Genomic DNA, 21651 nt, shown 5'->3' on the forward strand with positions numbered 1-21651 from the left:
AGGACGCCGCATGAGCGATTTCTATCAGAACGGTATCATCACCAACTTCCATAACCTGACCCGGCGTTCGATCGAGGCGCTGGAGAACGACCTCAAGCGGTTTTCGCGCAGCCGCCCAATGGGCCTGATCCTGCCGTCGCTCTACTCCGAGCTGGAAGGGCCGGCACTGTCGCGCATCGTCGACGAGCTGTGCAAGGTGCCCTATCTCAGCGAGATCGTGATCGGCCTCGATCGCGCCGATCGCGAGCAGTTCCTCAAGGCGCGGGAGTTCTTCTCGCGCCTGCCTCAACACCATCGCATCCTGTGGAACGACGGCCCGCGCTTGCAGGCGTTGCAGCAGGAGCTGTCACAGGAGGGATTGGCGCCACAGGAGCCGGGCAAGGGCTGCAACGTCTGGTACTGTTCCGGCTACGTGCGCGCTTCGGGCAAGGCCGATGCGGTGGCGCTGCACGACTGCGATATCGTCACCTACGATCGCAGCCTGCTGGCGCGGCTGATCTATCCGGTGGCCAATCCGCGTTTCCACTACGAGTTCTGCAAGGGCTACTATTCGCGCATCGCCTCCGGCAAGCTCAACGGCCGCGTCGCGCGCTTGATGGTCACGCCGTTGATCCGTGCATTCAAGATGATCTACGGGCCGTTGCCGTATCTCGACTATCTCGACAGCTACCGCTACCCGCTCTCCGGCGAGTTCTCGATGCGCGCCGACGTGCTCGACGGCATTCGCATTCCCAGCGATTGGGGGCTCGAGATCGGCGTGCTCTCCGAAGTCCACCGCAATTTCTCGACCAAACGCCTGTGCCAGGTGGATATCGCCGATGCCTACGACCACAAGCATCAGCCGGTGTCCGAGGACGATCCCTCCGGCGGTCTCAACCGCATGAGCATGGACATCGCCAAAGCGATGTACCGCAAGCTGGCGACCCTCGGGGTCGAGATGAGTGTCGAAAGTTTCCGCACGGTGAAAGCCACCTACTATCGCGTGGCGTTGGACCTGATCGAGGCCTATGACCACGATGCGGCGATGAATGGACTAAAGCTCGACCGCCATAGCGAGGAAGCGGCGGTCGAGCTGTTCGCCGACAACATCATGCAGGCCGGTTCCGCGTTCTTCGAATCTCCCCGCGACAAGCCGTTCATCCCCAGTTGGAACCGGGTGCAGGCGGCAATACCCGACCTGCAGGATCGTCTCTATGAAGCGGTGGAACTGGATAACACAGGAGACGTCTGACGCGGAATCATATGCCCGGTGCAATACCGATTGCCCCGGGCATGTGACTTAGAAGCTCAAGGTCAGTCCGGCGTTGTAGGCACGTCCGTCCAATACGCGGCCGTAGCTGCCGTAATCCACGCGCTTGTCGAAGAGGTTATAGACCCCGCCGTAGAGCGACAGATTGGACATCAGACGGTAGTTCAGGCCGGCATCCACCAGGGTGTAGCTGGGGTAGGCGTCGGATAGTCCCGAGCGCGCCGCCACCTGTTCTGCCTCGCCCTTGAAGCGCGCTCGCGCCCAGATATTGGTCGCGGCGTTGGCGGCCCAGTCCAGCCCCAGGCTGGCGCGGTGTTTAGGCTGGTCGTCGAGTGGCAGACCGGCATTTTCACCACTTTTCTGCTCGCTGTCGGTATAGGTGTAGCTGGCGTTCAGGTCGAGTGTGGCAGTCAGGGCCCAGTCCAGTCCGAGTTCGACACCATCAACCGAGGCTTCATCCACGTTCATGTACTGGTAGAGAGCGGTGTAGTCATCCCCCAGATAGATGCAGGAGGCATCGCCTTCGCGGGTGTCACAGACTACTGGCTTCTCGATCTTGTCCTCGAATTCGGTGTGGAACACTGTGGCGCTGGCGAGCAGGGCAGGCGTCGCCTGCCAATAGGCTGCTAGCTCATAGGTAAGGCTCTTCTCCGGCTTGAGGTCCGAGTTGCCAACGTCGCGGCAGTCGGCGCAACTCGGTCCACCGCCACCCTCCAGCCAGTTGGAATCGCCCTCCTTGAGATCCGGTGTGCGGTAGCCGGCGCTGACGCCCCCTTTGAAGGTAAGCGTGGGAGTGGCATCGAACACACCGTAAAGGCGCGGCACGAACTCGCTGCCGTAGTTTTCGTCCTTGACCCAGCGGGCGCCAGTAGTCAGCGAGAACCGATCGGTCAGAAACCATTCGTCTTCGGCGAACAGGGCACTGTCCCAGCGCTCCAGCGTTGCTACGCCCAGCGCTCGATCGGGGTGGTCGATCTCCTGCTTGCGATATTCGGCACCAACGGTCAGCAGATGATCGGCCAGTGGGATCACCGTGGAAGATTTGACCGTAGTGCGCTCGTAGGTCGAGGTGTACGAGCCGTCGTCCTGATCGAGATCGGTGTGCTTGACGAAGCTGCGGGTCTTGAGCCGGTCTCCCCAGTCGAGTTCGTGCGTCAGGGTCTGATGGCGCCGCCGGGTTTCAAAGTCGCGCTCACTACTGCTGCTGCGTCCTTCGGTTGCGCGTGTGTGCTGGTCGCCGTAGCCCGCCTCGAGGCTCAGTGTGTTGGCATCGTTGGGCGTCCAGGAAAGTTTGCCGCTGTAGGTGTCGCGGTCGTAGTCGGGGTAGCCGTACTCGATGTCGTCCTCGCCGCGTTGCAGTTTCGAGGCGCTGAAGGTCGCCGATAGTGTGTCTTCGATCAGCGGACCAGACAGGTAGAGATTGCCTTGCTGGCGGTTGCCGGAGTCGCTGTGCTGTTGCACCAGCGTGTCGGCGGTTAGTGAACCGGTCCAGCGTTCGGGTACCGCACGGGTGATGATGTTGATCACCCCGCCTAGAGCGTCGGAGCCGTAGAGTGTCGACATCGGTCCACGAATCACCTCGATGCGCTCGATCGCTGCCATCGGCGGTAGCCAGCTGTATTCGGCGCCGCTGCCGTAGCCGTTGTAGTAGGCTTGGGAAGAGTCCTGGGGTACCCCGTCGACCAGAATCAAGGTGTACTGGGAGTCGAACCCACGGATCGATATCTCGCCGGTACCGCCTTTGCTGGTCGGTCCATCGTCGACGTAGACCCCCGGTACGTCCTGCAATGCCTGGGTGATGTCGCGATACGATTTGCCTTCCAACTCCTCCCGGGTAACGACTGAGATGCTGGCTGGCGCATGCACTGGGTCGACGGCGTAACCCGACGCAGAGGCCGAGGTCACGGTCAAGGGGGCGAGCGTTTCGGCGCTCTGGGCCTGGACGGTGGCAGGGAGCGTGCCGCTCAAGGCCAGTCCCAGACTAGCCAGTACCCATTGGTGTCCGGTGAGCCCTCCTCGAGAGGTAAGGTCTGAGTGTGTTCGTTTCAGTGACATGTGATGTTCCCTGTTTTCTTTGCCTTGCTGAGAAAGTCAAAGGGCTCATCGCAGTCCGGCCTTGGGAAATCGGCATCCGGTCGATGACGGCAAGTTGCGCTATGGCATCTCGGTCCGCGTCGGTTGGTTGCGTGTTTCCTTATCGTTGTGTCGTCAGGTGTATGTCGTTACGTTCGTCGGGTGCCTGGGGTATCGTTGTCGTTTCTCTTCGGTGAGCCGAGCGCGCGAATGGCGGTGGTCGTCTCCTCGAGCGTTTTCAAGATCATTCGTTGCTTGTCCGGCGGCAGCGCGAGACTCTCGTGCAACGCCGCCTTGAGGTCCATGCGGGCTTCCAGCATCGCCTGGGCCAGCATCGAACTATCTTCGTCCGGCATGTTGAGTTCATAGGCTCGCCGCATGGCGGTGAGCTTGTGCCCGGCGCGCTGCAGGCGCTTGCGAACTTTGTCGGCTTCGCGCCGGAGCTCATCACATTGCCTGTGTCCGTCTTTGGTCAGTCGATAGATCTTCAGTCGTCCTTGCCTGGATCTCTCGATCAAGCCTCGTTCGAGTAGCTTCGACAGGGCGGGATAGAGACTGCCCGGGCTGGGACGGTAGAAGCCTTGCGACAATTCCTCGATCCGCTCACTCAAGGCGCTGCCGTGAGCGGGTGACTCCCCGATCAGAATGAGCAGCAGTAGCGCCAGTTCGCGGGCGTTCAATTTGCGTGCGGTGGGCATGCCGAGAGGCAGGCCTGGCGGTCGCCGTTCCTTGCCTTTCTGATGTTCGCTCTCCAGCACGCGCTGGGATTGAGGACCGTCGAGTGTCGCTGTCATCGATAGGCTCGCGTGATGCCGTCTTGGGTCGTGATGCCATCGGGCGTTGCCTCGTCGGAGGGCGTGTCGCAGGTAACGACTATGGGGCAATCGCGCTGCGGGTGGCTGATCACACTGACCGGCTGGCGATAGACATTGCCCAGGCGTTCGGCGTCCAGTACTTGCCATGGCGTGCCTTGTGCCTGAATCTTCCCCTCGGCCAGCAGTACTAGATGATCGGCATGCGCGGCCGCGAGATTGAGATCGTGCAGGACCACCACGACGCAGCATCCCGCTTGCGCCAGCTTTCCCACGCTCTTGAGCAGACGCTCCTGGTGCCGGAGGTCGAGTGCGGCGGTGGGCTCGTCGAGTAGCAGAATCGGTGTCTGCTGCGTCAGCACGCGCGCGAAGGTGGTACGTGCTTGCTCGCCGCCGGAAAGCGTCGTCGCATCGCGTGTCGCCAGGTGTCCGATCTCTGCGGCATGCAGGCTGGCGGTCACGACGGTGTCATCCTGCTCGGGCGGCAGGTCGCGCAGGGCTCTGCCCATGCGTACCACTTCTTCGACTTGATAGGCGAAGCGCAGCACGCTGTCCTGCGGCATGACCGCTCTCCGCGCGGCGAGTTCGGCAATGCTGAGGTCCGTCAGGCGATCGCCGGCGAGACGCACCTCGCCTGTGTCCGCCTGTTCGTCACCGGCGATCAGCGACAGCAGTGACGACTTACCGGCGCCGTTGGGACCGATCAGAGCGGTGATGCGGCCGTATTCGCAGCGTAGGTCGATGTCATGCAGTACCCGCTTTCCGCCCAGCGTTAGCGACACCGAGACGACATCGATCGCCGATACTGCGTTCTCGAACGTGTTGGGCGAGGGCGGATTCATGCGCGCTTTCCCATGCCACGCCCGCGTGCGATCAGCCAGAGGAAGAAGGGGCCGCCGAGCGTGGCCGTCAGAATACCGATCGGTATCTCGCTGGGCGGGTCGAGCGAGCGGGCGCCGATGTCGGCCAGCATCAGAAGCAGTCCGCCGGCCAGCGCGCTGAGCGGCAGCAGGTGCCGGTGGCCCGGCCCCATCAGCAGGCGGATCAGATGCGGTACGACCAGTCCGACGAAACCGATAGTACCGGTGAAGGAGACTGCGGCGGCCGTTAGCAATGCGGTCAGTATGACCAGATTGCGGCGCAGGCGGACGACATCGACACCGGCATGTCTGGCCTGGCGTTCGCCTAGTGCCAACAGGTCCAGCGGCGTTGCCTGGCGACGTAATAGCCAACCAGCCAATACTACGATCGGGGCGATTACCGCCACGGCCCGCCAGTCGATGCTGCCGAGTGATCCCATCGCCCAGAAAAGCAGGCTCTCCAGCTGTGCGGTGCTGGCGAGGTAAGTGAGATAACCGGTCGCGGCACCGGCGATGGCGTTGATGGCAATGCCGATCAGCAGCAGACTGGCATTGTCGCCCTGGGGTGTGCGTACCGCCAGGACATAGATAAGCGCGGTCGTGGCGGCGCCGGCGACGAAGGCGCCCAGCGGGAGCGTCCACAGTCCGAAGGTGTCGAGCTGGAGTACGATGACGGCGACGGCGCCCAGCGATGCACCGCTGCTGACGCCGACGATGCCGGGATCGGCCAGTGGGTTGCCAAACAGCCCCTGCAGAGCGGCACCGGACATCGCCAGTGCGGCGCCGACCAGCAACGCCATCAGGGCTCGTGGTAGTCGCAACTCCCAGAACACTACATGGGCCAATCGTTGGCCCTCTTCGGTCTCGAACGGTGTGATCAGCGCTTTCAGGATCTGGTCGAGCGATAGTGGCACCTGGCCGGTTACCGCAGCGCCGATCAAGGCCAGCAACAGCCCGACCGATAGACCCAGATAGACGGGAATCGCAGCTGGGCGGGAGCGGCGACGGGTACGCATGATGAGCAGGTTGCGAGGGGGAGCCGTTGTCATGGTGAACGCTTGCCTCCGACATCGGCTAAAGCGCGGGCCAAGGCCAGCGTCGCTTCGCCGCTCTGTGCGGCATCGAATTTCACCGCGGCGTGAGGCAGCACGACCAACTGCCGGTCGCGGGCGGCAGGCGTATTGGCCAGCCCCGGTACTTGTTGCCAGATGCCGTTCGGCCCACCCAGCGCCGGCAGTTCGAGATCGGAGACCAACACCACCTCCGGCGCCATGCCGATGACACCTTCCGCCGTCAGTGACTGATAGCGTTCCAGTCCGGCTTCGGCGCCGGCATTGATGCCACCGGCGCGTTCGATCAATCCATTGACTGCCGTCGAGCGGCCGGCGGCGGTAACGGCACCGGTCGTTCCCGCGCCACTACTCGAGACTTGAAGTACCGTGGGGGAGTGATCGATGGGGGCGACGATGCGGGAAGCCTCTGCGTAACGGGCCTCGATCCGGGTCACCAGTTTCTCACCTTCGGCTTGGCGGCCGACCAGCTTGGCGATTTGCTGGATACGCGTCGTCGCCGGCAGTTCGCGGGAGACCATATGATTCTCGATATCCAGCGAGCCGGCGCGCTCGAGAATCGATAGGTCGCGCCCGGGATTTCCGCCGATGATGAGCGTCGTGCCCGCGGCCAGAATGCCCTCCAAGGTCGGCAGTCGCCGATAGCGTGCCGCATGGGGAAAGGCTGTCCGAAACGCCGGATCTGTCGGCATCAGTACCAATTCGTCCCCTACGCCCAATGCCTCGAGAATCTCCGCATGCCCCGGATCCATGACTGCAATTCGCGGGACATCCCGGTTCGCCGCTTGCGCGCCGTTGCAGGCGAGAAGCCAAAAAAGTAGAGCGACGATCGATACGGTCCACAACTGACGCATCCCCGAGTCTGGAGTGGAGAGGACTGCTGCTGTCATCGGCGATGGAGGGGGCACGGCGATAGCTACCTAGCATGGAATGATAGGATATATCGTACGATAAATTAAATGATAATCAAACTCATTAATGAATCAGCCATCAACGGCTGCCGCCCGAACGTAGAGAGCCGAGGCTTTATACCTCGGCTCCTATGGCTAGAGGGTATCGGATCCCGCCGAAATGCCCCATGTGATGACCTTGCGCGAAAACGGGCTCTGATACGAGCCGCTATGCTGTCTAAGCCGGGTCGCTGTCATGAATACGCCGTAGTGCTTCCGCCACGGCGGCACTTTGGCCTTCCGCCGCCAGGTTCTGGCGATGCGTACCGTAGCGCACCATGGTTTCCATGGACGTGCTGTTCTGACTGGCGCGAAGCGCTTCCGCCCCTGCGTCGCTCTGACCGGCACCGATGTCGAGGCGCCACATTCCGAACTGGTTAGTGGACATCAAGGCGGGTTGTACGTTGAGTGGTTGATGCAAGCGCTGCATTGCGGCCTGCTGAGCCACGCTATTGCCGGCTTGTGCCAGTACGGGAGCGCAACCTGCCAAGGCGACGGTTGCCGCAATGCGCATCCAACGAGAAAAGATCGCTGATTTCATGATGACCGGTTCCTATTGCAAGAAGGTGTTTGCGACCGCGTTCACGATCGTGGTCGACAGCGGGTCGACTACGGTGCAACTCGCTGTCGGCTGACCGTAAGACGCATGGGCAGGTGATCTATTCCTGGGTTGGCTGAAATGTCTCACCGGGGAAATGGCGTCGGAGTGCGCAGTCAGGAAATAAAGGAATATGAGCAGGCTCTAGATTTTATATTCAAAAAAGATCTAACGTTAGAACTTGATTGGCGATATGCTGTGAGGTGTATCGACTTCCAGGAGCCCTCATGCAGACCTTCGCGCTTTCGAAAGGCCAGCCCGATGTCGCCGGTTTTTTCGATCCCCGCACCTTCAGCATCCAATACGTGGTCAGCGACCCCGCCACGCGGCAATGCGCGATCATCGATCCCGTACTCGACTATGACGAAAAATCCGGTGCCACGGCGACGCACCATGCCGATGAGCTACTGGCCTATATCGCGCGGGAGGGCTTCACGGTGGAGTGGATCCTGGACACTCACCCTCATGCCGATCACTTCTCCGCCGCCCATTACCTCCATGGCAAGACGGGGGCGCCGACCGCGATCGGCCGCCCGGTGACCCAGGTCCAGGCGTTGTGGAAGGAGATCTACCACTGGCCGGATTTCACTGGCGACGGCAGCCAGTGGGACCGCTTGTTCGCCGATGGTGACACCTTCCCGATCGGTGAGTTGACAGCGCGAGTCATGCATTCGCCGGGGCATACCCTGGCCTCGATTACCTACGTCATCGGCGATGCCGCCTTTGTTCACGACACCTTGTTCCAACCCGATTTCGGCACGGCTCGTGCCGATTTTCCCGGTGGTAGCGCGCATCAGCTTTGGCATTCGATCCAGGCGATACTCGCGCTACCCGAGGAAACGCGCCTATTCACCGGACACGATTACATGCCCGATGGCCGCGAGCCGCAGTGGGAGAGCACGGTGCGCGAGCAATGCGAACGAAACAGGCATCGGGTCGGCCAGTGCAGCGAGGCAGAGTACGTCGAACTGCGCCGGCGCCGTGATCGCGAACTGCCCATGCCCAAGCTGATCCTGCATGCGTTGCAGGTGAACATTCTGGGCGGGCGTCTGCCCGAGCCGGAAACCAACGGCAAGCGCTATCTGAAGATCCCTCTCAATGCTCTGGAAGGTGCCGCTTGGGAGTGATGACGCGCCGAAGTCTCAGCGGAATCCATCATGACAGGAGGAAACGATGAACGAACCGGCAGCGGTGAATGGGAAACGCCATGATGTCGTCATTATCGGTGGTGGCGCCGGAGGTATTGCGGTGGCGGCGAGTCTGCACAAGCGCCAGCCGGATCTCGACATCGCGATCGTCGTCGCCAATCTGCTCGCATTTCTCGACAATAAGTCGCTGCCTTCCGGTTACCGTGGATCTACTGGACCTTGATGCTCAAGGGGCTCGAGTGGTTGGCGAAATCGGCGGCACGTTCGTGAGAATCGGCCGGTCACTCGTGAAGCATGCAGAGATGGGCTCGGCAACGAACCGATGAGAGCGCCAATGTCGATACGAGAGAAGGATACCGGGGCGTGAGCGGGAGAGGGCGCTCGGGCCTGACGCGCTGGTTGCCGATCCTGGCGTGGGGGAGGCGCTACGACCGGAAAATTTTCGGCGAGGATCTGGTGGCGGCAGCGATCGTCACGCTGATGCTGATCCCGCAGGCGCTGGCATACGCGATGCTGGCCGGTCTGCCGCCGGTCGTCGGACTCTATGCCAGCCTGCTGCCGCTGATCGTCTATACGCTGATGGGAAGCAGCAGCACACTTTCCGTCGGACCCATGGCCGTGGTGTCGCTCATGACCGCTGCGGCACTGTCGCGGGTCGCCGAAGCGGACTCCGCCGGCTATGCGGCCGCGGCGCTCGTCCTGGCGCTGCTCTCGGGCGGCATCCTGCTGATCATGGGGGTGTGTCGACTCGGTTTTCTGATCAATTTCCTGAGCCACCCTGTCATGACGGGATTCGTCAGTGCTTCGGGATTACTGATCGCCGCCAGCCAGCTCAAGCACCTGCTGGGCATTCCTCTCTCCGGTTCGACGCTACCGGCGCTGCTTTCTCGACTGCCGTCGGCGCTGGAGCGGCTGAACTTGCCGACGCTCGCCATGGGCTGCGCTTCCCTCATCATGCTATGGCTGATCCGACGTTGGGGAAAGGCGGGCCTCGAACGTTGCCGGGTGCCTTCACGCGCTGCCGGTATGCTGGTCAAGCTCGCGCCCATCGCGACGGTCGCCATTGCGGCATTGGCTGCCAGTACCGTCGGGTGGCTGGGACACGACGTTTCCACCATCGGGAAGATTCCGACAGGCCTGCCATCGTTGATGCTGCCTCCCTGGGATCCCGGGCTCTGGCGGACATTGATATGGCCGGCGATACTGATCAGCATCGTCGGCTATGTCGAATCGGTATCGGTGGCCCAGGCGCTGGCCATCCGTCGTGGCGAACGGTTGGACCCCGACCAGGAGCTGGTTGGCCTCGGCGGTGCCAATCTGGCTGCTTCGATCAGTGGTGGCATGCCGATTACCGGTGGCTTTTCGCGGTCGGTGGTCAATTTCGATGCCGGCGCACGCACCCCGGCCGCCGGTGCCTATACCGCCGTCGGTATCGCCGTGGTCATGCTGCTGTTCGCGCCATGGCTGCGCGAACTGCCAATGGCCGCGCTGGCGGCGGTCATCGTCATTGCCGTGCTCTCTCTGGTGGATCTGCCGGCGTTCGCGCGCGTCTGGCGTTATTCGCGGGGCGAGGGCGTAGCGATGGCGGCGACGGCGGTGGCGACACTGCTGCTGGGTGTCGAAATCGGTATCCTGGTCGGCGTCGGCATGTCGCTGGCGCTACATCTCTACGGCACCAGCCGACCCCATAGCGCGGAGGTCGGGCGGATTCCCGGCACCGAGCATTTTCGCAACATTCGTCGCCATGCGGTGGAGACCGACTCCCACCTTGCCATCCTGCGTGTCGACGAAAGCCTCTATTTCGCCAATGTTCGCTATCTCGAGGATCTGGTAACGATGGTGACAAGCCGCGATCCACCGCCACGGAACCTGGTGTTGACATGTCAGGCGGTCAATGTGATCGACGCCAGTGCCCTGGAGAGTCTCGAGGCGTTGAACCGGCGCCTGACGAATCAAGGGGTCGGTCTGCATCTGGCCGAGGTCAAGGGCCCGGTGATGGACCGCTTGAGCCATACGGGGTTGCTCGAATCGCTCAATGGACGTGTCTTTCTGAGCACGTTCGAGGCGTGGCGCGCACTGCATGGCCGTGGGCCAGCGCGGCTCTCCATGCCCTGTATCGCTACACCTGGCGTCACATTCCCATCGCCTCGGCAATCGGCTTCATGACTCAAGCAGAAGGAGCGGTGACATCGTGGAACTCGTGAGTGCGTTAAAGGGCTTGATCGGCGGCGGATTGATTGGTCTCGCCGCCGTGCTGCTGATGGGCCTTCTCGGCCGCATTGCCGGGATCAGCGGCATCGTCTCGGGAGCGCTGTTCGAGCGTGGTAGCGACCGCGGCTGGCGGCTGGCATTCATAGCCGGATTGATCGCCGCTCCGGTGCTGCTGGCCATGACGGGGCTCGAGTGGGGCAACGTCGTCGCCGAGCCGGGGCGCCTGATCGGAGCGTCGGCCTACGGTCCCGGCGTCATGCTGATCTCCGGCCTGTTGGTCGGTTTGGGCACCGGCATCGGCAGCGGCTGTACCAGTGGCCATGGCGTGTGCGGGCTGGCTCGCCTTTCGCCGCGCTCGATCGCGGCGACACTGACCTTCGTCATCGTCGCCATGCTGACCGTCTACTTGCGCCACGTGATAGGGGAGTGATACATGATCGTCTTGTCTGGACTGCTTGCCGGACTGCTGTTCGGACTGGGCCTTTCGATCGGCGGCATGACCGATCCCACGCGGGTGATCGGCTTTCTCGATGTGACCGGGACGTGGGATCCGACTTTGGGCTTCGTGCTCGGCGGCGCCGTTGTTACCTCATTCGTCGGCTATCGACGGGTGTGGCGGCGCGGTGCGCCGCTCTTTGCCGAGCGCTTTCAACTGCCGAGCCGGCGCGATCTCGACGCGCGTCTCATCGGAGGCGCTGCTCTGTTCGGCATTGGCTGGGCGCTGTCCGGCTACTGTCCGGGGCCGGCGCTCGCCTCGCTGTCGGCAGCAGGCTGGCCTCTGATCACTTTTCTGGCGGCGATGATCGCTGGCTGGTGGCTGGCGCGGCGATGGTCGGCGCGCCACTGAGCGTCAATTCCTGCCACTGCCAGTCCCATCTGGGCTGGCTCCTCTGCCCGGACTCGTGGGTATTTGGTGTGGGTGGAGACTTCACCGACATTCTCCGCTTTTGATCCCATGACGCGTGATTGCCTCATACCCGATGCGTGGATATTCAACCGTATTTCGAGCATGAAAAGCAGGTATGAAAGCCATGGTTAGCCGTGTCGTAGCCAGCCGTAGCAGGCGATTCCCAGCAGCGTCATCGCGAAGGAACCGAGCACATGTATCAGGGTGCCGGCCAGCGCCCAGATCCAGCGGCCGCTCTGGATCGCGGTCACCATCTCGGCGGAGAAGGTGGAGAAGGTGGTCAGGGCGCCCAACAGGCCGGTCACGGCGAACAGCTTCCACTCCACGCTCAGCGACGAATCCTGAAAGAAGCTCAGCGCCAGCCCGATCAACCAGGCGCCGGCCAGGTTGGCGATCAGCGTGCCGGGCGGGATATGCAGAAAATAACCGTTGTACTGCGCGCCGAGCCACCAGCGCAGATTGGCGCCGATGGCCGCGCCGAGGCTGATGGCGAGTATGGGTAACCACATTGACCTTTCCTTATCGCGTATCGATGGGATGGGTGGCGCTGGCGGGCGATAACTTTATCATCTCGAGACGAAGCGACAAGAGGGGCACTGGCGTCTTCAGGTTCTCAGGGCTGCACCAACCACAGACTGCGATAGGGGCGCAGAATATCGCGCTCTTCCGGATGTGGATTCCAGTGTCTGCCATCCTTGAGTACGTCGTACCAGTCGCCTTCGGCGAGTTCGGCGATATCCAGTGGCTGGCGCTTGTCGCTGATGTTGTAGATCGCCAGCAGACGGCGGCCGTTGGCCAGCGGGCCGCGCTCGATGGCGAAGATGCCCGGCGGTGTCTCGAGCACCCGCTGTGGCGCCTCGGGATGGAAACAGGGCTCGTTGGCGCGAATGTTGAGACGCCGCTTGAGCGAGGTGAAGGCCTCGCGGGTCGGCGTGCTGCGGCTGTCGATCAGTTCGTCGAGTTCTTCCTTGGGCCATTGGCGGCGATTGATCGAACGCAGCCGACCACTGCGCTCGACGCCCTCGTGATCGTTGAGCGTCGCGGTCAGCGAATGGAAGTAGATCCCGGGAATCCCCTGCAGCGCCAGCATCAGGTTCTGGCTGCACAGGAAGCGTTCCACCTGCCAGGCATCGGGACCGCGGCGCGTGCCTTTCATGGCATCGTAGTAGGTGATGTTGATCTCATAGGGGGAATCGCTGCCGTCGGGGTTGGTCCTCATGCTGACGTAGCCACCGAAGCGGTGCATCAGTTCGAGCAGGATCTGCAGGTCGTGCGGTGGCAACAGGCCTTCCAGCGCGCGTACGCCGATACCGTCGTGGCTGGCGGTGAAGTTGAAATAGGTACATCCCGGTGGCAGCTGCGGCAGCGAGCGGGCCCAGTCGCTCAGCGTGGTGGCGTCGCCGCTGGTCAGGGTGTGCACCAGCAGCGGCGGCAACGTGAACTGATAGATCATGTGGGCTTCGTCAGGCATCGTCCGGGGATCCTCGAGACGCTCCAGTCCGAAGTAGCTCATGTTCTCGTTGTGGGGCACGTTGGTTTCGGTGATCAACAGCGTACCCGGCGCCACGAAATCCAGGATCGCGCGCATCAACCTCACGATGGCGTGGGTCTGCGGCAGGTGTACGCAGTTGGTTCCGACCTCTTTCCACAGATAGGTGATGGCGTCCAGGCGAATGATGCGGGCGCCTTGCTGGACATAGAAAAGCAGGATGCCGACGAATTCGAGCAGCACGTCCGGATTGGCGAAATTGAGATCGATCTGGTCGTCGGAGAAGGTGGCCCACAGGTAGCGGGTGCCACGACGGGTCGAGACCGGTACCAGCAGCGGCGAATTGCGGGGCCGGGTGACCTGGGACAGATCGGTTTCCGGGTCCATCTCGATGAAGTAGTCACGGCCTGGCTGGGTGCCGGAGAGATAGTCGGTGAACCATAGCGACTCGCGCGAGACGTGATTGATCACCAGGTCGACCATCAGGTCGATGCGCGAGGCAAGACGCCGCACGTCCTGCCAGGTGCCCAGCTTGGGGTTGACTTCGCGATAGTGAACGACCGAGAAGCCGTCGTCGCTGCTCCAAGGGAAGAAAGGCAGGATATGCAGGCCGCTGAAGGTGCCATTGAGGCGGGTCGCGAGGAAATCGTCGAGGACCTCCAGCGGCGGGCGCTCACCGTCGATGATGGTGTCGCCATAGGTGATCAGGATCTGGTCGCGTTCGCTCCAGGTCGGCCGCGGAAGACTGTCCAGTGCACTTCGCTGGTGCATCAGCAGTGTCATCAACCGCCGCATCACCTCGTCGCGGCGCGGCCCGTAGACCTCTTCGAGTCGCGCACTGGCGCGTTCAATGAATGCCTCTTCGGAGAGCGCAGGATAATTCGCGGCACGGCTGGGCATGATAGAGCGGTTCCTGGTTCAACAATGGACAGCACGAAGGCGAGAGAGTCACCGAATGTGACCGAATCGTCACACTATCCTTGCAGAAGATGGGCCAACTTTAAAACCGATCCTTAATTTCAGTGTATTTCCGGTATGTTGCACAACCCGTTACACTGAAGGACGAGTTCAATTCGCGGGGCGATCCTTCGATTGCCCGCGCCGCCAGGTAGAATACCGATGCATTGTCCTTTCTGCGGTACGCACGACACGAAGGTGACCGACTCGCGCTTGGTAGCCGAAGGGGACCAGGTGCGTCGACGTCGTCAATGCGCCGCCTGCGGCGAGCGCTTCACGACCTACGAGACGGCCGAGCTGGTCATGCCCCGGGTGGTCAAGGCGGATGGCTCGCGAGAGAGTTTCGATGAGCAGAAGATGCGCGCCGGCATGTCGTTGGCCCTGGAAAAGCGCCCGGTCAGCGTCGAATCCTTCGAGGCGGCGGTCGAGCGCATCCGGCAACGGCTGCGTGCACGCGGAGATCGCGAAGTCGAGGCACGCGAAATCGGCGAAGAGGTGATGGAGATGTTGAAGCGTCTGGATCACGTCGCCTATATCCGCTTTGCTTCGGTCTACCGCCGTTTCCAGGATCTCGATGAGTTCCGTGCCGAGATCGATCGTCTGACGCAGGAGCCCCGTACTCCTTCGGGCGATGACAGTCCACCGGGCAACGGCAAGGGAAACACCGCCTGAATGTCTGCGTATGTCGTGTTCCCCAGACGTTGAACCCGCCCCTGTCGAGTCGCGGCCGGCTCGCCGGCCGTGCTGAACGAGCGAATCGCCATGTCCTCTGCCTTCGAAAGCGCTTCCCAGATCGACCGGCCCGTGGCCGAGGCGTGGATGAGCCGCGCCATTCGCCTGGCCTGGAAAGGGCGCTACAGCTGCGATCCCAACCCACGCGTGGGCTGTGTGCTGGTCAAGGATGGCGTGCTGGTCGGCGAGGGCTTTCACGCCCGCGCCGGCAAAGCGCACGCCGAGATCAACGCGCTCGAGGCGGCCGGTGAAGCCGCGCGTGGCGCAACCGCATACGTGACCCTCGAACCCTGCTCGCATACCGGACGCACCGGCCCTTGCAGCCAGGCGCTGATCGAGGCCGGCGTGGCGAGAGTCGTCGCGGCGATGGAGGACCCCAACCCGCAGGTCTCGGGGCGCGGATTCGCCATGCTGCGCGCCGCCGGGATCGACGTCGTTGTCGGGTTATTGGAGAGCGAGGCGCGCGCGCTCAATCCCGGATTCATCCGTCGCATGAGCGAAGGCCGACCGCGGGTCACGCTGAAGATGGCGATGAGCCTCGACGGCCGTACCGCCATGGCCAGCGGCGAATCGCAGTGGATTACCGGCCCCGCCGCGCGCCAGCAGGTGCAGCGCCTGCGCGCGGCCTCGAGCGCCGTGCTGACCAGCGTGGAATCGATCATCTTCGATGATTCGCGGCTAACGGTGCGTGCCGAGCAGTTGGGGCTCGAGCAGGCCGAATCGATCGCTCGGCGCCAGCCGCTGCGGGTGGTTCTCGACAGCAGTCTGCGCCTGCCGCTGGCCGCCGCCTGTCTGAACGAGCCGGGACGCACGCTGGTGTTCACCGTGCAGGATGAGCGCGCGCCGCGCCGGGCCAGGCTCGAGGCCGCCGGGGCCGAAGTGATCTGCATGCCGGCCACTAATGAGGGCCGGGTCGAGTTCGACGCCGTGTTGCGCTATCTCGCCGCCCAGGAGGCGTGCAACGAGGTACTGGTGGAAACCGGCGCCACACTGGCTGGCGCGCTGCTCGAGGCGCAGTGCGTCGACCGTCTGGAACTGTTCATCGCACCGACCCTGCTGGGCGGCGAGGCACGGCCACTGTTCGCGCTGCCGGGGTTAAAAAACATGAGTCAGCAGCGCCGGCTCGAGATCGACGAGATTCGTGCCGTGGGCAACGATTGGTGGATCAAGGCGCGTCCCGCCTCGGACGGTTAGTGCCGCGCCGGGCGTCGTTTCACGGCGACGCCGGTTGGCGTTGCCATGTGCCGACAGTGGCGTCAGCGTCTCCCGACAGGTAGTCTGTGCCGTCATCGAACCCTAGCGGTCTGTGTGGACGAATCAGCAATGACGACAGCGCAACCGAGCCAGCTGGCCAGCATCGAGGCTCTTGTCGAAGACATTCGGCAGGGCAAGATGGTCATCCTGATGGATGACGAGGATCGCGAGAACGAAGGCGACATCATCATGGCCGCAGAGTGTGTCGAGGCGAGCCATATCAATTTCATGGCGCGCCACGCCCGTGGCCTGATCTGCCAGCCGATGAGCCGCGAGCGATGCCAGCAGTTGAAGCTACCGCTGATGGTCAGCGACAACGGCTCCGGCTATGGCACCAAGTTCACCGTCTCCATCGAAGCCGCGCGCGGTGTCTCGACCGGCATCTCCGCCGCCGACCGGGCCTTGACCGTGCGTGCCGCGGCGGCGCGTGACGCCAAACCCGAAGACATCGTGCAACCGGGTCATATCTTTCCGCTGATGGCGGAGCCGGGCGGGGTGTTGCGGCGTGCCGGGCATACCGAAGCGGCCTGCGATCTGGCGACGATGGCCGGTTTCGAGCCGACCGGCGTGATCTGCGAGATCATGAACGACGACGGTAGCATGGCACGGCGCCCGGAACTCGAGCGCTTCGCCGCCGAGCACGATATCAGGATCGGCACCATCGCCGATCTGATCCACTATCGCATGCTCAACGAGCGCACCGTCGACGCGGTGGAGCAAAATCCGGTACGCACCGCCTTCGGCGACATGCTGCTGCACGTTTTCCATGACCGTATTCAGGACACGCACCATCTGGCCCTGGTCAAGGGTAAGCCCGAGCCCGGCACACCGACGACGGTGCGCGTCCATGGCGGCGACACGCTGCGCGACCTGCTGGCGCTGTGCAGGGGCGACAGCCACTGGACGGCCTATACCGCGCTGGAGGCGATCGCCAATGCCGAGTCCGGTGTGTTCGTGCTGCTCGAGGAAGCCCGGCCGCAGGGCGATTTCAAGCTCCAGCTCGACGTGCTGCTCGGGCGCCGCCCGCCGCCGCGCTCAAGCGCTTCGGATGGTGCGGGCAATTTTCTGTCGATCGGCACCGGCGCGCAGATTCTGCGCCAGCTCGGTGTCGGCAAGATGCGACTGCTGAGTTCGCCGTGGCGCTTCTCGGCTCTTTCCGGCTTCGACCTGGAAGTGGTCGAACTGGTCAGCGGCGATGCGTGAAGCCGGTGCGCTAGCGCATGCGATTCCTGCTCATGCCCCATCCTGATTCGAACCCGTGAACGCGCGGCCGTGATAAGATGGCCGGCTTCGCGCGCCGAGCGCTGGCGCCGGTCAACCAAACTGTTTTATCGTGCGCCCTGTCCGATTCATCGTACTTTTGACTCATCAACAGGGCGCAGTGACTCCGGAACCCGACAATGCAACCGATCGCTCAACTGGAAGGTCAATTCACCGATGTCGACGGGCGCTATGCCATCGTCGTCGGCCGTTTCAATCATCATGTCGTCGATAGCCTCGTCGAAGGGGCGGTCGATAGCCTGATGCGTCACGGCGTCGGTGAAGACAACATCGAGCTGATTCACGTTCCCGGCGCCTGGGAACTGCCGCTCGCGGTCAAGCGCGTGCTGCAGGTGTCCCGACCGGACGCGGTGGTCGCGCTGGGCGCGGTGATTCGCGGTGGCACGCCGCACTTCGAATACGTCGCCGGCAACTGCAATTCGTCGCTGAGTGCGTTGCAACTGGAGTTCGATACCCCGATTGCCAACGGCGTGTTGACGGTCAACTCGATCGATCAGGCCGTCGAGCGTGCCGGTACCAAGGCCGGCAACAAGGGAACGGAGGCGGCCATGGCGGCAATGGAAATGGTCTCGCTGCTCAAGCGGCTGGGAGGTGGTGAATGAGCGCGCCTTCCCGCCAGCCTTCCAAGGCCCAGGAGTCGCGTCGCGCGGCGCGTGAACTTGCCGTGCAAGGGCTCTATCAATGGCAGATGACCGGCAAGTCGATCAGCGCCGTCGAGGCCGAGTTTCGCGCCCAGGTCGCCGACGAGGATCTCGAGGATCACGAGAACTGGCACAAGGTGATGCAGATCGCCGATCAGGCGCTTTTTCATGATCTTTTGCACAACACCGCGGGCCACCGTGCCGAACTCGATGCCGCTATCGCGCCGCTGCTCGATCGGCGGCTGGAGGATCTCGACCGCATCGAACTGGCGATTCTGCGTCTCGGTGCCTATGAGCTGTCGCGGCGTCCCGAAGTTCCCTATCGCGCGGTGATCAACGAAGGCGTCGAACTGGCCAAGATCTTCGGCGCCACCGATGGCCACAAATACGTCAACGGCATCCTCGACAAGCTGGCGTCGCGCCTGCGGGGTGCCGAGGTCGCTGCTCGCCGTCGTTGACATGACTCGCGCTTCGTTGAGCGAATTCGAGCTGATCGCTCGCTACCTGTCACGCCCGCCGGCGGGGGAGCGCGGCGACATCGTTGTCGGCAACGGCGACGATTGCGCGGTGCTCACGCCGACGCCGGGGCACCAGTTGGCGGTCAGCGTCGATACCTCCGTGGTCGATATCCACTTTCCGCACGATGCGCCGCCCGACGCCATCGGCCATCGCGCGCTGGCGGTCGCGCTGAGCGATCTGGCGGCGATGGGTGCCAAGGCGCGCTGGTGCTGCATGGCGCTGACGCTGCCCGAGGCCGATCCCGCCTGGCTTGCTGAATTTGCCGCAGGCTTCCGGGCGCTGGCCGAGCGTAGCGGTTGCGAGCTGGTGGGCGGTGACGTCACGCGTGGTGCGCTGACGATCGGCGTCACGGTGCACGGCGAGTTGCCCGCCGGTAGCGCGCTGCGTCGCAGCGGGGCGAAACCGGGCGAGCTGATCGCCGTCACCGGCTATCCCGGGCGCGCGGCCGCCGGACTGCTGCGTTGGCAGCAGGACGAGCGCGAGGCCGGGCATCCGCTGCTCGAAGCGTACTTGCGTCCCGAGCCGCGACTGGCGGCCGGTGAAGCGTTGCGGGGATTGGCGAGCAGCGCCATCGATATCTCCGATGGGCTGCTGGCGGATCTGGCGCATATCCTGCGCGCTTCCGGGGTTGGCGCACGGCTCGATCTCGAGTCGCTACCCTTGGCCACGCCGCTGCGTGCGATCTTCGAGACCGGCGCGGTGCATGAGCTGGCGCTCAATGGCGGCGATGACTACGAGCTGCTGGTGACGCTGGCCGAGTCGGACCTGGCGGAGGCGCAGCGCCGGCTGGCGGCGCTGCATCTGCCACTGACGCCGATCGGACGCATCGTCGACAGCGAGGGCATTCATGGTGTCCCGCCGCACTATCTGCAGCGCAGCGGCTGGGACCATTTTCCGGAGACGGCACCATGAACCGGGCGCCCTCCAGCGTGTGGCGCCGGCCGCGCCACTTCCTGGCCTTCGGCCTGGGCAGTGGCGCGGTGCCGTTCGCGCCCGGCACCTTCGGCACGCTGGCGGCGATTCCCTTCTATTGGTTGCTCTCGGGGCTGCCGCTGTCGATCTACCTCGGAGTGATGGGCGTGGCGACCCTGGTCGGCATCTGGCTTTGCGAAACCACGTCGCGCGATCTCGGCGTTCACGATCACTCCGGCATCGTGTGGGACGAATTCGTCGGCTACTGGCTGACCATGGCGGCGGTACCGTTCTCCTGGGAGGCCGCGCTGTGGGGATTCGTCGTCTTTCGCGTGTTCGATATCATCAAGCCGTGGCCGATCCGCTGGGTCGATCGTCGGGTGGCCGGCGGCATCGGCATCATGTTCGACGATATCCTGGCCGGGGTGTATGCCTGGTGCACGATGCATCTGTGGTTCTGGCTGCACTGAGATCGCGACACTCATCGACCCATGACAGCTCACTCGCGGTGGGCACTCTTCTTCCTTCAACGTGAGGAGCCAGGAATGCGCAAGTGGATTGGCGCGGGTGTCGTCGTCCTGCTCATCGCCGGGGCGGGCTATCTCGGCGCCCAGGCCTATTCGAGCCAGCGTTTCGAAGATGAGATGGCCAGATCGATCGCGCGGCTCGACGCCAGTCCGCAATGGCAGCTATCGCGCCATGACGTCGATAGCGGCTGGTTCCACTCCAGTGGCCGGATCGAAGCGCATTATCTCGATCTCGCCGAGGGGGCGGATGCCATTGTCATCGATACGCCTTATCACGCCGAGCACGGGCTGCTCGAGACGACGCTCGGCGGCGAGAGCCAGGTTCGAGTCGGTGACGACGATGAAACGTTGTTCGGCGACGTGCTGAAAAGTGACGCTCCGGTGACCTGGAAAGGGCGATTTCTGACCCGTGACCAGCGCCTCGAGGCCTCCGTCGAGGTGCCGGGCTTCTCGCAGCGCGTGACCGTTCCCGCCAGCGGGATCGAGGGCGAGATGACGCCGCCCGGAAAGATACGACTGGACTTCGACGGGCTGTCGCTGGATATCGTCCAGGTCGGCGATCGCGTCACTCTCGATGGCCAAGCGCCACGGTTGCAGGTGGTCGATGACGAGGCCGATGTTCGCCTGGACGATGTGGCGCTGGCGGGAACCTTCAAGGGTGACGATCGGGCATTCGAGCAGCAGGTCACATTGACGATCCCCACGGCCACGGTAACGCCAAGCGACGGCCCGAGCGTGGTTTCCAAGGACATCCGCTATGCCATGCGGGCGACCCTGGATGCCGAGCAACTGGCGATGCAGTTGAAGGCCGACGTCGGCGAGAGTCGCATCCAGGGCCAGCGGATCTTCAGCGGCAGCTTGAACATGACGCTGGATCGTATCGATGGCGATGCCTATCGGGCGCTGGCGGCGAATCTCGATTCGCATCTCGGCGCCATCCAGGCGGCCATCGATGCCAACGATGAAGCAGCGCTGGACGCGGCCCTGGCGCCGCTCGCGCCGCAGATCCAGGCGATACTTGCCGGTTCGCCGCGGCTGGCGCTGGATACGTTCGATGTCGACAGCCCGCTGCTGGGCATGCGAATGAACGGCAGCGGCGAACTCACGCTCGACGGCGCCGGTATCGAAAGCTGGAATCCTGGGGCGATGAGCGATCAGGCAACGGCGAATGCCTTGATCGAGCGTCTCGAGGGGCACTTGATTTTCAACGGCGCGCCGCCGCTGCTGTCGATGTATCTGGGGCTGCCGACGACCAGCGACCCGCTGAAGGTCGAACTTGCCGGCGGCGTGCTCGACGTCAACGGCCGGCGGATGCCGTTGTTGCTGCCTGAACTCGCCGAGTAGATCGTCCGTGCGGCGTCCGACGATACGGGGCGGGCTTGGGTATTCGTTCCGTCATTTCCGCTGGTTGTCCGGCCGCGTGACTTGAACTCCTGCCCGGGCGCCCACATCCCTTGACCA

The 21651-nt window shown here is 63.4% G+C and carries 22 protein-coding genes; 14 read left to right on the forward strand and 8 right to left on the reverse strand.

Annotation, left to right across the window (positions count from 1 at the left end; translation table 11 throughout):
- Window positions 1-10 precede the first annotated feature (10 nt).
- Window positions 11-1231 carry a glycosyltransferase family protein gene (locus DOM57_RS12060; RefSeq protein ID WP_110649435.1) on the forward strand — a complete coding sequence of 407 codons (1221 nt, stop codon included), beginning with the start codon at window positions 11-13 and terminating at the stop codon, window positions 1229-1231.
- Between the two features lie 48 nt (window positions 1232-1279).
- Here DOM57_RS12060 and DOM57_RS12065 read toward each other — a convergent pair whose 3' ends face one another.
- The 6 genes from DOM57_RS12065 to DOM57_RS12090 all read right to left on the reverse strand — a co-directional run bounded on the left by DOM57_RS12065 (window position 1280) and on the right by DOM57_RS12090 (window position 7555).
- On the reverse strand, window positions 1280-3304 hold the full coding sequence (locus DOM57_RS12065) for a TonB-dependent receptor domain-containing protein (RefSeq protein ID WP_110649436.1): 2025 nt from the start codon (window positions 3302-3304) through the stop codon (window positions 1280-1282).
- Window positions 3305-3471: 167 nt separating this feature from the next.
- The gene (locus DOM57_RS12070) at window positions 3472-4116 is read right to left on the reverse strand and encodes a PadR family transcriptional regulator (RefSeq protein WP_162619518.1); all 645 of its coding nucleotides are present in this window, start codon (window positions 4114-4116) and stop codon (window positions 3472-3474) included.
- Window positions 4113-4976: a heme ABC transporter ATP-binding protein gene (locus DOM57_RS12075; RefSeq protein WP_110649438.1), complete on the reverse strand. Its 864-nt coding sequence runs from the start codon at window positions 4974-4976 to the stop codon at window positions 4113-4115. The genes DOM57_RS12070 and DOM57_RS12075 overlap by 4 nt, the downstream gene beginning before the upstream one ends.
- Entirely contained in the window at window positions 4973-6043 is a 1071-nt protein-coding gene (locus DOM57_RS12080) for a FecCD family ABC transporter permease (RefSeq protein WP_239496205.1), read from the reverse strand. Before DOM57_RS12080 ends, DOM57_RS12075 begins: the two co-directional genes overlap by 4 nt.
- Complete coding sequence (locus DOM57_RS12085) at window positions 6040-6816, reverse strand: ABC transporter substrate-binding protein (protein WP_162619519.1); 777 nt, start codon at window positions 6814-6816, stop codon at window positions 6040-6042. Before DOM57_RS12085 ends, DOM57_RS12080 begins: the two co-directional genes overlap by 4 nt.
- A 376-nt stretch (window positions 6817-7192) precedes the next feature.
- Window positions 7193-7555, reverse strand: coding sequence for a hypothetical protein (locus DOM57_RS12090; RefSeq protein WP_110649440.1), 363 nt, complete (start codon window positions 7553-7555; stop codon window positions 7193-7195).
- A gap of 284 nt (window positions 7556-7839) precedes the next feature.
- On the opposite strand from DOM57_RS12090, the gene DOM57_RS12095 reads away from it, so the two are divergent.
- The 5 genes from DOM57_RS12095 (at window position 7840) to DOM57_RS12115 (ending at window position 11818) form a co-directional block, all read left to right on the forward strand.
- Window positions 7840-8739, forward strand: coding sequence for an MBL fold metallo-hydrolase (locus tag DOM57_RS12095; protein ID WP_110649441.1), 900 nt, complete (start codon window positions 7840-7842; stop codon window positions 8737-8739).
- Window positions 8740-8785: 46 nt separating this feature from the next.
- Window positions 8786-8983 (forward strand): hypothetical protein, encoded by a 198-nt coding sequence (locus tag DOM57_RS12100; protein WP_110649442.1) that lies wholly within the window; start codon window positions 8786-8788, stop codon window positions 8981-8983.
- A gap of 140 nt (window positions 8984-9123) precedes the next feature.
- The gene (locus DOM57_RS12105; protein WP_239496206.1) at window positions 9124-10926 is read left to right on the forward strand and encodes a SulP family inorganic anion transporter; all 1803 of its coding nucleotides are present in this window, start codon (window positions 9124-9126) and stop codon (window positions 10924-10926) included.
- 25 nt (window positions 10927-10951) lie between these two features.
- Window positions 10952-11401, forward strand: coding sequence for a YeeE/YedE family protein (locus DOM57_RS12110; RefSeq protein ID WP_110649444.1), 450 nt, complete (start codon window positions 10952-10954; stop codon window positions 11399-11401).
- Window positions 11402-11404: 3 nt separating this feature from the next.
- Complete coding sequence (locus tag DOM57_RS12115; RefSeq protein WP_110649445.1) at window positions 11405-11818, forward strand: DUF6691 family protein; 414 nt, start codon at window positions 11405-11407, stop codon at window positions 11816-11818.
- A gap of 188 nt (window positions 11819-12006) precedes the next feature.
- Here the strand turns inward: DOM57_RS12115 and crcB are convergent, their stop codons facing one another.
- Together crcB and DOM57_RS12125 are read right to left on the reverse strand one after the other, a co-directional pair.
- The gene (crcB, locus tag DOM57_RS12120) at window positions 12007-12387 is read right to left on the reverse strand and encodes a fluoride efflux transporter CrcB (RefSeq protein ID WP_110649446.1); all 381 of its coding nucleotides are present in this window, start codon (window positions 12385-12387) and stop codon (window positions 12007-12009) included.
- Between the two features lie 104 nt (window positions 12388-12491).
- The gene (locus tag DOM57_RS12125; RefSeq protein ID WP_110649447.1) at window positions 12492-14267 is read right to left on the reverse strand and encodes a sugar phosphorylase; all 1776 of its coding nucleotides are present in this window, start codon (window positions 14265-14267) and stop codon (window positions 12492-12494) included.
- Window positions 14268-14486: 219 nt separating this feature from the next.
- On the opposite strand from DOM57_RS12125, the gene nrdR reads away from it, so the two are divergent.
- The 8 genes from nrdR (at window position 14487) to DOM57_RS12165 (ending at window position 21534) form a co-directional block, all read left to right on the forward strand.
- Complete coding sequence (gene nrdR, locus DOM57_RS12130; RefSeq protein WP_110649448.1) at window positions 14487-14996, forward strand: transcriptional regulator NrdR; 510 nt, start codon at window positions 14487-14489, stop codon at window positions 14994-14996.
- 90 nt (window positions 14997-15086) lie between these two features.
- Window positions 15087-16250, forward strand: coding sequence for a bifunctional diaminohydroxyphosphoribosylaminopyrimidine deaminase/5-amino-6-(5-phosphoribosylamino)uracil reductase RibD (gene ribD, locus DOM57_RS12135; RefSeq protein WP_110649449.1), 1164 nt, complete (start codon window positions 15087-15089; stop codon window positions 16248-16250).
- A gap of 129 nt (window positions 16251-16379) precedes the next feature.
- The gene (gene ribBA, locus DOM57_RS12140) at window positions 16380-17513 is read left to right on the forward strand and encodes a bifunctional 3,4-dihydroxy-2-butanone-4-phosphate synthase/GTP cyclohydrolase II (RefSeq protein ID WP_110649450.1); all 1134 of its coding nucleotides are present in this window, start codon (window positions 16380-16382) and stop codon (window positions 17511-17513) included.
- 197 nt (window positions 17514-17710) lie between these two features.
- Window positions 17711-18193, forward strand: a complete 483-nt coding sequence (ribH, locus tag DOM57_RS12145; RefSeq protein ID WP_110649451.1) for a 6,7-dimethyl-8-ribityllumazine synthase — start codon at window positions 17711-17713, stop codon at window positions 18191-18193.
- Window positions 18190-18690, forward strand: coding sequence for a transcription antitermination factor NusB (gene nusB / locus DOM57_RS12150; protein WP_110649452.1), 501 nt, complete (start codon window positions 18190-18192; stop codon window positions 18688-18690). Before ribH ends, nusB begins: the two co-directional genes overlap by 4 nt.
- Window position 18691: 1 nt before the next feature.
- A complete protein-coding gene (gene thiL / locus DOM57_RS12155) occupies window positions 18692-19663 on the forward strand; it encodes a thiamine-phosphate kinase (protein ID WP_110649453.1) in 972 nt (323 codons plus the stop codon).
- The gene (locus tag DOM57_RS12160) at window positions 19660-20133 is read left to right on the forward strand and encodes a phosphatidylglycerophosphatase A family protein (RefSeq protein WP_110649454.1); all 474 of its coding nucleotides are present in this window, start codon (window positions 19660-19662) and stop codon (window positions 20131-20133) included. Before thiL ends, DOM57_RS12160 begins: the two co-directional genes overlap by 4 nt.
- 75 nt (window positions 20134-20208) lie before the next feature.
- Window positions 20209-21534, forward strand: a complete 1326-nt coding sequence (locus tag DOM57_RS12165; RefSeq protein ID WP_162619520.1) for a DUF945 family protein — start codon at window positions 20209-20211, stop codon at window positions 21532-21534.
- Window positions 21535-21651 lie beyond the last annotated feature (117 nt).

The sequence above is a fragment of the Salinicola peritrichatus genome, assembly GCF_003206715.1.
Taxonomy (GTDB): Bacteria; Pseudomonadota; Gammaproteobacteria; order Pseudomonadales; family Halomonadaceae; genus Salinicola; species Salinicola peritrichatus.